Here is a 12204-nt window from a genome sequence, read left to right on the forward strand (position 1 = left end):
CCATCATAAGCCAATTATCGTTAGCGGTCTTCTCTGCATCGCTTATTTCGCGAGCTGAAAGGGCTTAGGCTTCTAGAAGCCCTGAAGGGGGCTTGCTGGCGTAGAGTAGATAATTGACCGCCGAATTGCTGGACAGCTTCCAGCGGCGGGTGAAGGGATTAAAGCCCATTCCCTCGACAGCCTTAGTCGACAGTCCGTGGGGAGTGAGCATCTCGTCTAGCTCCTTCGGAGTAACGAAATGGTACCAGTCGTGTGTGCCTATGGGCAGGTAGCGCATGATGTACTCGGCGCCCACTATGCCAATGATATAAGATCTCAGGGTGCGATTAAGGGTTGCCATCACTAAGAGACCGCCTGGTTTTAGCAGATGGCAACAGGTGGCCACCAGCGCGGCCTGATCCTCCACATGTTCTATCACCTCGGTATTTAAGATCACATCATATTGAGGCTGATCCCCTGGCAGATCGCTGGCTAAGCAGTGGCGATAATCTATGGGAATTGACCAGCTGTTGGCGTGGCGACAGGCCAGGGTGATGTTGTGTTCGCTGGCATCTATTCCTGTGACCTGGGCGCCCTGGCTGGCTAAGGGTTCACACAAGAGGCCGACGCCGCAGCCGATATCTAAAAGCGAGAGCCCATCGAAGGGGATGTCCTGGGTGAGATCGCGGTTAAAGTGGCTGGCTATTTGATCTTCTATGGCCGTGAGGCGTGTCTGGTTAAAGCCGAGCACATACTTAAATTTACCTTGGGGATCGCGCCACTCCTTCGCCAGGGCATCGAACTTGGCGATCTCCGTTTGGCTGTCTATCTTGGTTTTGAAGCGGCTCAGTTGGCTTTTGTCTAACATGGGCTAATGCCTTAGTCTGTGGCGATAAAGGCGGCTACTCGAGTCTAAGCATCTAGTCTAAAAACAGGAGAACCGCTATTTATCACTGCATTATAGGTGATGCTCCCTGTGACTTTGATGAGCTAAAAGCTGGATCACGTTAGTTTGTCCAGGAGCAGGCTAAGCTTGTGTCACTTTATACGTCTGTTCAAGGAAGTGAAGATCATGGTACAGAAAATTATTTTAGATACAGATCCTGGCATAGACGATGCCATGGCCATCTTGTTTGCCGAGGCGCATCCCGATATCTCCCTTGAGGCGATCACCTGCGTCTATGGTAACGCGATAATAGAAAATGCCACGGCAAATGCGCTGTTTTTAAAAAAGAAATATTCGCTTAAGGCCGATGTGGTTAAAGGCGCAGACAAACCGCTTGAGCGGCCGCCGGTCGGGGCGACAACCATAGTCCATGGTGAAACGGGATTTGGTGACTTTCATGCGCCTAAGATAGAAGATCTTAAGGCCGATCCAAGACCCGCCTATCAATACATCATAGATAGTGTGCGATCTCAGCCCGGCGAGATCACCCTGGTAGCGGTTGGGCCGCTGACTAATTTGGCCCTCGCCCTTAAGGCGGCGCCGGATATAGTGGATCTGGTGAAAGAGGTGGTGGTGATGGGCGGCGCCTTCGGTGTCAACGGTCACAGAGGTAACGTGACGCCCTATGCCGAGGCCAATATCCATGACGATCCCCATGCGGCGGATCTGGTCTTCACGGCGCGTTGGCCAACGACCATCATAGGCCTGGATGTGACGCAGCAGAGTTTCTTTACCCGCCAATATCTCGATGAACTGCGCGGTGGGGCCGGGGAGCCGGGGGAGTTTATCTGGAAGATTAGCCGCTTCTACCTCAAGTTTTATTCCCAGAAGTTGGGGCTGGAAGGCTGCCATGTGCATGATCCATCGGCCATCGCCTATGTGATCGACAAGAGCCTGTTTACCCTACGAGAGGGCCCGGTTCGTGTGGTCACAGATGGGCCGGCCGAAGGCCATACCATACAGAAATTTGATGGCCGCCCGTATCCTCACGATGAGTGGCAGGACAAGCCGTCTCAGCGCATCGGGGTGGCAGTGGAGGACAAGCGATTACTCGCCCTCTATTGGGACACCCTAGTGGATTATGGTAAGCGGGTCTCGGTGTAACAGGGCTGCCTAGCCTATGCTCTGTAGCTGTGAGGCCAGTAGCCAGATGGCCAGGACGAAGAAGATAAGCCCCATGAACTTGTTCTGATTGGCTCTGAACTTTTCATTGTTAAGCAGATTCTTGCCTAAGCTGCCAACTAGGGCCACCAGCAAGAGGTTGAAGCTGAGTCCCATGATGTTGAGCAGCAATCCCAGGGCCAGCATCTGCTCCGCCGAGCTGGCAGTCAGTTGGCTGGAGACAAACTGAGGTAAAAACAACACGAAGAAGATCAGCGCCTTGGGGTTTAACAGGTTGCTGATCACCGCGCGGCGGTAGAGCTGCCTGGCTAATTTATTCTGCCCTGCAATTTCTGGTGCCTGGCTCGGGGCGGCGCGCATGCAGTCCCAGCCCATTTTCAGTAAGTAGAGGCCGCCGGCGATCCTTAACACTTCGAGTGCTACCGGATTGAGTGCGATCAGCGCAGAGACCCCCAATGCCGCCAACAGGGTCAAGATCAATCCTGAGGTGGCATTACCGAAGCTGGCATAGACGCCCACCTTTTTACCATAGCTGAGACTCGAGCTGGCGATCAGTAGCATGTCGGGCCCGGGGATTAGGAGTAGGGCGATTACCGTGGTTAAGTAGAGGGGGAGTAGTGCCAGATCTATCATGGTGGGTGTACAAATGTGCCGTCTTGGGTCAAACAAGGCGCGGATTGTACAGGGTTAGTGTTAGATTAACAGTGATCTGTTAGTTAAAGCCGCTATCTCGTTGGCAGCTAAGCTTTACGCTTGATAGGTACTGTCTATGGTCGCTAGCGCCTGTTTTCCTGCCCAGCTCTTTTCATTATACTGCCCCCTATTTCTCACGAGCTATTTCTCCCGAGCCATCTCTATGAATTCTCACCAGCCTACATCGACGGATCGTCAAGTAAGACCTGCGAGTAAAACCTTCATCATAGGATTGCCACGTACCGGTACCACCAGCGTCAGTGTTGCCATGCTAGAGATGGGACTCAAGGTGGCGCATCAGGCATTTACCAAGCAGGCTGTCATGCTGGCCGACGCGGTTTCCGATGCCCCTTGTTTCAGCGATTATCGTCAGTTGCATCGTCTCTATCCTGACGCCAGATTTGTTTATCTGGATCGGCCACTAGATGCCTGGGTACCTTCGATGCAGATGCTACTCGGCCGAATGCTGGTGCATTTGGATGAGAGACGAGGGCGTTTTCACCCGCTGCTCAAGCGCAGTTTTGGCCATACCTTTGACATCTATCGAGCGGCGAATCCCATGGATGCCGAGCATTTAAAGACTTGTTATCTGGCGCATAAGCAGCAGGTATTTGATTATTTTCAACAAAGTCAGGCGATGACGCAGCAGTTTTTGAGCCTGCAGCTGGATCACCCCCAGAGTTTGTCGCAATTAGCTAACTTCATCGGTGTCGATCCCCTGGTTGTCAGCCATCAGCAAGCGTTTCCCCATCTTAATCGGGGCCGAAATGTGGCCAGCTGGGATGAATATAAGCACGAGCGAAAGATAAGCAGTAACCTGGCTGGGCCAGAAAATCGTAAGTATTTTAATTACAAAGTTTAATTTGTATCAGTGATTGTTTAACTAAGGTGGTTTTCGTTTCGGGTCTGCAGTGGGTTATTATTCTGGGTGAATAATTTACCGATAATTGTTGCCATGACGAATCCATTTCTACCAATCGATACCCTCTACACCGAGTTTAAAGCTGCCTATTCAGGGCATCATCTGGTGATCGAATCCGATACGGGCTCGGGTAAGTCTACCCGACTGCCTCTGTGGTGCGCCGAACCCGACGAGCAGGGGAGGCGTCCCCGAGTATTGGTGGTGGAACCTAGGCGGGTGGCATGTTTGGCGTTGGCTGAATATGTGCAAGGCCTGACGGATTTAAGGGTCGGCTACGCCATCCGTTTCGATTGCACCATAACGACCGAAACCCAAATTGCCTTCGTCACGCCGGGCATCGCCCTGCGCTGGTTGTCTGGCGACATGGCCAGCCTTGGCGATTTTGATACCGTGATGATCGATGAGTTTCATGAGCGTCGTTGGGATACCGATTTGCTTCTTGCGTTGCTTAAGGCCAGAGGGCAGCATAGGCTGATCATCACCTCGGCTACCATAGCGGGTAGGGTGATTGCTGACTATCTATCTGATAACCATGATGTTAATGCCATCAGCCTGAGGGCTGAGGGAAAGAAGTTTCACGTGGAACTAAGCTACCTGGCAAGAGAGAGTCATCATCTGCCGGATATTCGTGGGTTAGAGCAGCGCCTGATCCCCGCGTTGCAGCAATCCCTGGCGTCGACCCAGGGAGATATATTGGTCTTTTTGCCGGGCAAGGGGGAGATCTTATCTGCGATACAGGCCAGCCGGGCGCCACTCGCCGAAGTCGATGGACATATCACTCTGCTGCCGCTACATGGTGGCATAGATGCCCTGGAACAGGCCAAGGTGCTACAGACTGGCGAGCATCGCAGGGTGATCTTTGCCACCAATATTGCCGAGACCTCCCTGACCATTCCCGGTGTGACCGCGGTGATCGACTCAGGATTGGAGCGCCGCACGCATCAGCGCAATGGTCGTACCGTCTTGTCCCTGTCTCATATTTCCAAGGCCAGTAGCAATCAGCGTATGGGCAGGGCCGGGCGCGTTCAGGCGGGTATCTGTATCCGTCTCTGGGGACGGGCGGCGCCTTTGCTGGCGAACACTCCGCCTGAGCTAAGGCGGGAGGAGCTGGTCGAGCCCATGCTGGCGGCAGCCTGTGCCGGTGCCAACTTGGCGCAGCTGGATTTTGTCGATCCTCTGCCGGAGAGGTCACTGCAATTGGCGAAGAAGAGATTAATCGCCATGGGGGCATTGGATGCTGCGGGCCGTGCCACCGACCATGGGCGGCGTCTGTTTCCGCTTCCCATAGATACGCTATTTGCCCATTTGATTAGCGTCATGCCTGACGACAACTGCCTGGATTTGATGATAGACCTGGCCGCAGCTTTGGCCACGCCTGGGCGTCTCTATCGGCTGCCCAATGATGAATATGAGCGACACAGGTTGTCGCTATGGGAGCCTTTTGGCTGCGATGCCTATTGCTTGATCAAGCTACTTAGGAGTGATGAGCAAGCCGATGAGATCCCCCTTAAAGATATTAATCATCAGGCGATAGCCGAGGCCCGACACTTGGCCGGGCAGATCCGCGGCGCGCTGCGGCTCACCACCCTTCCTAAGGCTGATCTTACTGACTCACTACTTAGGCGTAACTGGCTGCTTGCGGTGATGCGTGCCCAGCCCGAACTCGCCTATATCTGTCGGCTTAAGCGTCATCAGGCGCTCGGGAATGGCTTGAGTGAAGTGCTTATCGGCCGGGAGTCTCGTTTCGGCCCAACAGACAAGGACAAGTCGTCGCCAATGGCGGCCGTGGTGTTTGATCAACATGTGACCGCAGGTCGTGGCGTGAAACAGACTATCAATCTGGCACTCTGTATGGCGCCGATAACCTTAGATACCTTGTTGCAGGTTGGACTGGGTGAAGACAGTGTCGCCGAGCAGCTGAGCCCAGATGAGGTGCGTATTGAGCGATGCTATGCAGGCAGGGTGATAGATACGCGCCGCGAGAAGATAAAGGCGCAAGAGGTTATCCCCTCTATCATCAATAGTATTGTCGAGAATCTGTTGTTTCCCGGTCTTGGTGAGCGTCTAGCACAGGATATTGTGGCCTGGAACATCTGGCTCGAGCTTGGTGGTTATGAGGAGGCTAAGGCCAGTGGTGTCGCCTTACCTGTACCCAAGCCCCAGACATTGGAGACATTTTTGGCGCAGCGACTGTCGAGCCTAGGCGTTGAAACACTAGCCGATCTTGAGCTTATCTCGGCAGGGGATCTTGAGTTTGCGGGGATCCCCGACTGGTTGCGGCAAGACTTTGATCTGGCTTACCCAATGCAGTTGACGCTGGCGGATCTTAAACTCAGTGTCAGTTATCAGATCAAGGGGAAGTGGGTGGTGTGTGAGTACCTGAGTGGGCAGCGTAAATCTGGCCCCAAACGTTGGGAATTGCCGCGCTGGCAGGGTTGGCGGGTCAAGTATAAGAAAGCCAGTCGGGTGGTAGAGGTCAACTAGCGGTTCGATCCTTAAAGATCTTATTCAAAATTCATGACATGCTTTTGAGTATAACTTTTTACTTTCGATCCCATTGAGGGATCGAAATTTAGCAGAGTGTAAAATAAGCAAGAACAAAAAATAAATATAATCAATAAATTAGCTTTAATTAGGAGTTATGCACCAATTTTGATCGCCAAGTGAATTACTTGTTGATATCTCTGTTGATTAATTCGATCGCCATCTTGGATGTTTATGCACCAAAATGAGGAAAGATCCCTGCGGGATCTTTCACTGTTTGTTTAAATAATCTTCTCTGGATACGGCAAAGGCCCTAGCCTTAGGCTATCTGTAGAGGGCAGCATAAATGGCTGTTTGAAAAACGCTCATCTATAGTGCAATAAGAGAGCAATAAGTATGCTTATTTGCCGATACAGAAGGAGCCGAAGATCTTGCCGAGGAGATCGTCCGAGGTGAACTTTCCGGTGATTTCCGACAGTGCCAGTTGACACATGCGAAGCTCTTCTGCCAGGAGTTCACCCGCTTGATAGACCTCTAACTGTTCCTGTCCGAGCGCCAGGTGGCTGCTGGCGAGCTCTAACGCTTCCAGGTGTCGACGACGGGCCAGGAAGCCCCCTTCGAGATTGCTCTGATAGCCCATCAGGGACTTAAGGTGCGCCTTGAGTTCATCCACGCCCGAACCTGTCTTGGCAGACAGGCGGAATACCTTATGGCCCTGCTCGTCGGTGGCATCGAGTGTCTCGCCTGTGAGGTCGGCTTTGTTACGCACCACAGTAACCCCTAAGTTTTTGGGTAGGCGATCGATAAAGTCTGGCCAGATATCATGGGGATCGACAGCGTCCGTGGTGGTACCATCAACCATGAAGAGCACCTGATCTGCGGTGTCTATCTCGGCCCAGGCGCGTTCTATCCCTATCTGCTCTACCGTGTCTGTGGTATCGCGTAGGCCGGCCGTGTCTATGATGTGCAGCGGCATGCCGTCGAGATGGATATGTTCGCGCAGCACGTCGCGGGTGGTACCGGCAATTTCGGTGACAATGGCCGACTCTTTACCTGCGAGGGCATTGAGCAGGCTAGATTTGCCCGCGTTGGGACGACCGGCGATCACCACCTTCATCCCTTCGCGTATGATGGCACCTTGCTTGGCGCTGGATTGCACAGAGTCGAGTTTAGTGATGATTCTGCTGAGCGAGCCGGCAATCTTGCCATCTGAGAGGAAGTCTACCTCCTCGTCGGGAAAGTCTATTGCGGCTTCCACATAGAGACGCAGGTTGGTGACCTGCTCCACCAGCTCGTGTACCTGAGTGGAGAACTCACCCTGTAGCGAGTGAAGGGCGCTCTTGGCCGCCTGTTCGCTGGTGGCATCGATAAGATCGGCAATCGCCTCGGCCTGAGTCAGATCCAGTTTATCGTTCAAGAAGGCTTGCTCGCTGAATTCGCCAGGCTTGGCGATGCGTACACCCTCGACATCCATGACGCGTCTGATCAGCATGTCGAGTACCACCTGGCCACCGTGGCCCTGCAGCTCGAGGACATCTTCGCCGGTGAAAGAGTTAGGGCCCTTGAAGTAGAGGGCGATGCCCTGGTCTATCACGGCACCATCGGCGTCTTTGAAGTCACAGTAGTCGGCATAACGAACCTTAGGCAGATGCCCTAGTACGGCCATGGCTACGTCGCTGGTCTTGTCGCCAGAGACCCTTATGATACCTACGCCGCCGCGGCCTGGTGCGGTTGCTTGTGCCACGATAGTATCTGTCGTCATTACTGTGTTTCCTGCGCTGATGGAGTGAAAGTTGTCTTCATTAAAAAGCAAAAAGCGGTCAATACAAAGTATCCGACCGCTTTCTCATTAGTTGGAGCTAGAGGTTATTTTAACCCTTTTTTCTCCAAACCGGCATAGATGATCTTCTGCTGGGTGATGGCTACCAAGTTACCGACCAACCAGTAAAGCACCAGACCCGCTGGGAACCAGAGGAAGAAGACGGTAAAGATCATCGGCATCCACTGCATCATCTTCTGTTGCATAGGATCCATGGTCGGTGCCATAGGCTGCATCTTCTGCATCGCGAACATAGAAGCACCCATCAATAGCGGCAGTACATAGTATGGATCTTGTACCGATAGGTCGGTGATCCATAGCATGAATGGCGCGTGACGCAGCTCGTAGCTTTCCAGCAGTACCCAGTAGAGTGCGATGAAAATAGGCATCTGCAGCAAGATAGGCAGACAGCCACCCATAGGGTTCACTTTCTCTTTCTTGTACAGTTCCATCATGGCCTGACCCATCTTCTGACGATCATCGCCGAAGCGCTCTTTCATCTCCTGCAGCTTAGGTTGCAGGTTACGCATCTTGGCCATAGAGGTGTATTGCGCCTTAGTCAGCGGGTACAACATACCACGTACGGTCAGAGTGATTAGGATGATTGCTACACCCCAGTTACCCACGAAAGACTGATAGAACATCAATAACCAGTGGATTGGGATAGCCAGCCACCATAGGAAGCCGTAATCGACTACCAGGTTCAGGGATTCAGAAATGGCCGATAGGGCCTCTTGATCCTTAGGACCTACGTAGAACTGGGCGCTAATCGTCTGTTGTGTACCCGGTGCTATATCGTAGACGGCACCACGGAAACCGATATTGGCCAAGCCACCGGCGCTTACGCTAGAGAAGATGGTGTTTTGATCATTCGCTGGTGGCACCCAGGCCGATACGAAGTAGTGTTGCAGCATTGCCGCCCAACCACCTAGCGTCTTCTTGTCCAGGTTCTTGTCAGCCATATCTTCGAAGCTGTACTTCTCGTAGCGAGTATCTGCCGTTGAGAAGGCGGCGCCACGATAGGTCGGCATCATCATGCTGCTTTCGCTCTTCTTGATGCTGTGCTTGATCTGGCCATACATCTGCACCTGAAGCTGCTCTGCTGAGGTGTTGTTGATGCGGTATTCTACGCCTACATCGAACTTGCCTCTGTGCAGGGTGAACACCTTGGTATAGGTCACGCCGTTGTCGGCAACATAGCTCAGTGGGATCTCCAAGATATCCTGGCCATCGGCTAGGCTGTAGGCTTGAGATTGGCTGGTAAAGTGAGCACGGCCCTTAGCGCTGCTATCGATACCGTTGCGGCCAATAAGACCACTCTGAGAGATGTAGTAGATATCTTTGGTTTGCTGTAGCAGGACGAAAGGTTCTTCCTTGTCTTGCTCTAGCTTATGACCCACCAGCGCAGAGTAGACGATATCGCCACCCACTGGGTTAATTTTCAGGGTCAGTTGGTCAGTTGTGACACTAATGAGTTCTTTAGAGGCGGCCACTGCTTCGGGAAGAGCAGCGTCGGCATCAGGAACGTCAGCACTGTGCGCATCTGTGACGGTTGAAGCTACAACTGAAGATTCAGTGGCAACCGGTTGCGGATTTTTGTCTGTTTGCCATTGCTGCCACAGCAAAAAGCTGACAAAAAGCAGACCGATGAGCAATATATTGCGTTGAGATTCCATAGCCTATTTATTACACCTGTTATTTTTTGGAGGGACGGGATCTTCTCCGCCCGGATGTAAAGGGTGACATTTTAATACGCGTTTCCCTGCAAACCAACTCCCTTTCACAAATCCGTGCAATCGAATCGCTTCGAGCGCGTAATTGGAACATGTGGGGTGAAAACGGCACTTTGGCCCCAGTATAGGGCTGATAAAGATTTGGTAGCCTCGGATCAGCTTAGTGGCTAGCCATTGTAACGGCGACTGAGCTTGCGCCATAACTTCTCTACCAGTTTGTGCAATGCTGCATTATCCATATCCAATACGCCGTTTCTGACGAGCACGACAATATCGAGTGGCGGTAATTCGTGTTGGTGCAAACGAAAATTATCGCGGATGATACGTTTAACTCGGTTGCGCTGATTGGCTCGCTTAACATAACGCTTTGCAACAGTTAATCCAATACGAGGATGCTGTAGCTCATTAGGGATGGCGAGTAAGGTTATTTCAGCTGAAGAAGCTTTGATGGGATTGGAGAATACAGATTTGAATTGCGCGGGAGTTAACAGACGTAACTCCCGCGTAAAGGTATAGCTGGTCACTTGCATTTCTACTTATTAAGCAGAAAGACGAGCGCGACCTTTTGCACGACGACGTGCGATAACCTTACGGCCACCAACAGTAGCCATACGAGCGCGGAAGCCGTGAGAACGCTTGCGCTTCAGGTTGCTAGGTTGAAAAGTACGTTTACTCATTATGGCAATCCGTCTTTGTTAGGTGAATAAACCTTATCCCTATAAAAGAGGTAAGGGCAAAAAAGAGGCCGAATTGTAATCACTTTAGTTAAGCCCGTCAACATGCAAAACCGTCAAGTGGGTAAAATCTGCCTCTAAATCTTCCTATCTTGTCATCCTTACACACTATCTAATGTGGATAACTCTGTGAATGGCCACTACATCTTGTGGATCTAGTGATCATTAGCCAGATCGAAGGTCGCCAATTATAGATCGATCTGGATCGCTTAATAAAGCTGAGTTTACTGCTTTGTCAGATTATTTTGATCGATAAGGATCGTTTTGGATCTGTGTAAATAAATAAAGATGATCTTACTGGGGATAAATCTATTTAAAGGATAGCGATCCTAGTGATCTCGCTATAGAATACACCTCTTTTGTATGATCTTTTGGGGATAAGTACGTGGCGGTTTCACTTTGGCAGCAATGTATCGGACGACTACAGGACGAGCTTTCCGCTCAGCAATTCAGCATGTGGATCAGACCGTTACAAGCCGAAATGGACGGGGAAACTCTAGTGCTCTATGCACCGAATCGATTCGTACTCGATTGGGTGAGAGACAAGTACCTTAATACCATCAATCAGTTCTTTACCGAACAGATGGGCAGTGACGCCCCTAAGCTACGTTTCGACATTGGTAGCCGCCCGGTGAGCAAACCGGTAGCGCCGGCTGCCTCGACTAAGAGCCCTGTTGCGCCCGCGGCCAGCAAGTCCCCAAGCAAGCCGTCATTTAACAGCAACGAACCTGCGGTTACGGCCAATCATAGAAGTAACATCAACCCCACCTATCAGTTTGATAACTTCGTCGAGGGTAAGTCGAACCAGCTGGGTAAGGCGGCTGCCTTGCAGGTGTCTGAAAACCCGGGTGGTGCCTATAACCCTCTGTTCCTTTACGGTGGAACGGGTCTTGGTAAGACTCACCTATTGCACGCCGTGGGTAATGGCATCATCAAGAATAAGCCCGATGCCAAGGTGGTCTATATGCACTCAGAGCGTTTCGTGCAAGACATGGTAAAGGCACTGCAGAACAATGCGATCGAAGAGTTTAAGCGCTACTACCGTAGCGTCGATGCGCTGTTTATCGATGATATTCAATTCTTTGCCAACAAAGACAGATCCCAGGAAGAGTTCTTCCATACCTTCAACGCCTTGTTAGAGGGTAATCATCAGGTGATCCTGACCTCAGATCGTTACCCTAAGGAGATCGATGGGGTGGAAGATCGTCTCAAGTCTCGCTTCGGCTGGGGTCTGACGGTAGCCATCGAGCCGCCTGAGTTAGAAACCCGTGTGGCGATCCTGATGCGTAAGGCGCAGGAGAGTGGCATTAACCTGCCTGACGAGGTGGCCTTCTTTATTGCCAAGCGTCTGAGATCAAACGTACGTGAGCTGGAAGGCGCGCTGAATAGGGTGATTGCCAACGCTAACTTTACCGGACGTCCGATCACTATCGATTTTGTGCGTGAAGCCCTAAGAGATCTCTTGGCTCTACAGGAAAAATTGGTCACTATAGATAACATTCAGAAAACCGTAGCTGAATACTATAAGATCAAGATGGCCGACATGCTGTCGAAGCGTCGCTCACGCAGCGTCGCCAGACCGAGACAGATGGCGATGGCATTGTCGAAAGAATTAACTAACCAGAGTCTGCCTGAGATTGGCGATGCCTTTGGTGGCCGTGATCATACGACAGTGCTACACGCCTGTCGCAAAATTGCCCAGCTACGTGAAGAAAGTCATGACATTAAAGAAGATTATGCTAACTTAATCCGTACGCTATCTTCATAAACTC

The 12204-nt window shown here is 51.7% G+C and carries 11 protein-coding genes; 4 read left to right on the top strand and 7 right to left on the bottom strand.

What is annotated here, in order from left to right:
- Positions 1–64 precede the first annotated feature (64 nt).
- Positions 65–847 (bottom strand): bifunctional 2-polyprenyl-6-hydroxyphenol methylase/3-demethylubiquinol 3-O-methyltransferase UbiG, encoded by a 783-nt coding sequence (gene ubiG / locus L1D43_RS17990; RefSeq protein ID WP_239853824.1) that lies wholly within the window; start codon positions 845–847, stop codon positions 65–67.
- Between the two features lie 204 nt (positions 848–1051).
- Here ubiG and L1D43_RS17995 point away from each other — a divergent pair, with 204 nt between their 5' ends.
- Positions 1052–2029: a nucleoside hydrolase gene (locus tag L1D43_RS17995; RefSeq protein WP_239853826.1), complete on the top strand. Its 978-nt coding sequence runs from the start codon at positions 1052–1054 to the stop codon at positions 2027–2029.
- 9 nt (positions 2030–2038) lie between these two features.
- On the opposite strand, the gene L1D43_RS18000 is transcribed toward L1D43_RS17995, so the two are convergent.
- Positions 2039–2680 carry a LysE family translocator gene (locus tag L1D43_RS18000; RefSeq protein WP_239853827.1) on the bottom strand — a complete coding sequence of 214 codons (642 nt, stop codon included), beginning with the start codon at positions 2678–2680 and terminating at the stop codon, positions 2039–2041.
- A 223-nt stretch (positions 2681–2903) separates the two neighbouring features.
- Here L1D43_RS18000 and L1D43_RS18005 point away from each other — a divergent pair, with 223 nt between their 5' ends.
- Both L1D43_RS18005 and L1D43_RS18010 read left to right on the top strand, forming a co-directional pair.
- Complete coding sequence (locus tag L1D43_RS18005; protein WP_239853829.1) at positions 2904–3602, top strand: sulfotransferase; 699 nt, start codon at positions 2904–2906, stop codon at positions 3600–3602.
- A gap of 93 nt (positions 3603–3695) precedes the next feature.
- The gene (locus tag L1D43_RS18010) at positions 3696–6146 is read left to right on the top strand and encodes a helicase-related protein (protein ID WP_239853831.1); all 2451 of its coding nucleotides are present in this window, start codon (positions 3696–3698) and stop codon (positions 6144–6146) included.
- Positions 6147–6546: 400 nt separating this feature from the next.
- Here the strand turns inward: L1D43_RS18010 and mnmE are convergent, their stop codons facing one another.
- From mnmE to rpmH, 5 genes are all read right to left on the bottom strand, one after another.
- Entirely contained in the window at positions 6547–7908 is a 1362-nt protein-coding gene (mnmE, locus tag L1D43_RS18015) for a tRNA uridine-5-carboxymethylaminomethyl(34) synthesis GTPase MnmE (protein WP_239853833.1), read from the bottom strand.
- Positions 7909–8012: 104 nt separating this feature from the next.
- On the bottom strand, positions 8013–9641 hold the full coding sequence (yidC, locus tag L1D43_RS18020; protein ID WP_239853835.1) for a membrane protein insertase YidC: 1629 nt from the start codon (positions 9639–9641) through the stop codon (positions 8013–8015).
- A 3-nt stretch (positions 9642–9644) separates the two neighbouring features.
- On the bottom strand, positions 9645–9899 hold the full coding sequence (gene yidD / locus L1D43_RS18025) for a membrane protein insertion efficiency factor YidD (protein ID WP_011867657.1): 255 nt from the start codon (positions 9897–9899) through the stop codon (positions 9645–9647).
- Positions 9866–10222 (bottom strand): ribonuclease P protein component, encoded by a 357-nt coding sequence (gene rnpA, locus L1D43_RS18030; RefSeq protein ID WP_152619114.1) that lies wholly within the window; start codon positions 10220–10222, stop codon positions 9866–9868. The genes yidD and rnpA overlap by 34 nt, the downstream gene beginning before the upstream one ends.
- A 15-nt stretch (positions 10223–10237) precedes the next feature.
- Entirely contained in the window at positions 10238–10375 is a 138-nt protein-coding gene (rpmH, locus tag L1D43_RS18035) for a 50S ribosomal protein L34 (protein WP_011867659.1), read from the bottom strand.
- A gap of 442 nt (positions 10376–10817) precedes the next feature.
- Between rpmH and dnaA the strand changes: the two genes are divergently transcribed.
- Positions 10818–12200, top strand: a complete 1383-nt coding sequence (gene dnaA, locus L1D43_RS18040) for a chromosomal replication initiator protein DnaA (protein ID WP_239853837.1) — start codon at positions 10818–10820, stop codon at positions 12198–12200.
- Positions 12201–12204: the final 4 nt, after the last annotated feature.

Source organism: Shewanella sp. Isolate8 (assembly GCF_022398495.1).
GTDB lineage: Bacteria > Pseudomonadota > Gammaproteobacteria > Enterobacterales > Shewanellaceae > Shewanella > Shewanella aquimarina.

Excerpts from the sequence above, each read along its gene's own strand:
- ubiG (WP_239853824.1), bottom strand. The coding sequence starts at position 847 with ATGTTAGACAAAAGCCAACTGAGCCGCTTCAAAACCAAGATAGACAGC.
- L1D43_RS17995 (WP_239853826.1), top strand. The coding sequence starts at position 1,052 with ATGGTACAGAAAATTATTTTAGATACAGATCCTGGCATAGACGATGCC.
- L1D43_RS18000 (WP_239853827.1), bottom strand. The coding sequence starts at position 2,680 with ATGATAGATCTGGCACTACTCCCCCTCTACTTAACCACGGTAATCGCC.
- L1D43_RS18005 (WP_239853829.1), top strand. The coding sequence starts at position 2,904 with ATGAATTCTCACCAGCCTACATCGACGGATCGTCAAGTAAGACCTGCG.
- L1D43_RS18010 (WP_239853831.1), top strand. The coding sequence starts at position 3,696 with ATGACGAATCCATTTCTACCAATCGATACCCTCTACACCGAGTTTAAA.
- mnmE (WP_239853833.1), bottom strand. The coding sequence starts at position 7,908 with ATGACGACAGATACTATCGTGGCACAAGCAACCGCACCAGGCCGCGGC.
- yidC (WP_239853835.1), bottom strand. The coding sequence starts at position 9,641 with ATGGAATCTCAACGCAATATATTGCTCATCGGTCTGCTTTTTGTCAGC.
- yidD (WP_011867657.1), bottom strand. The coding sequence starts at position 9,899 with ATGGCGCAAGCTCAGTCGCCGTTACAATGGCTAGCCACTAAGCTGATC.
- rpmH (WP_011867659.1), bottom strand. The coding sequence starts at position 10,375 with ATGAGTAAACGTACTTTTCAACCTAGCAACCTGAAGCGCAAGCGTTCT.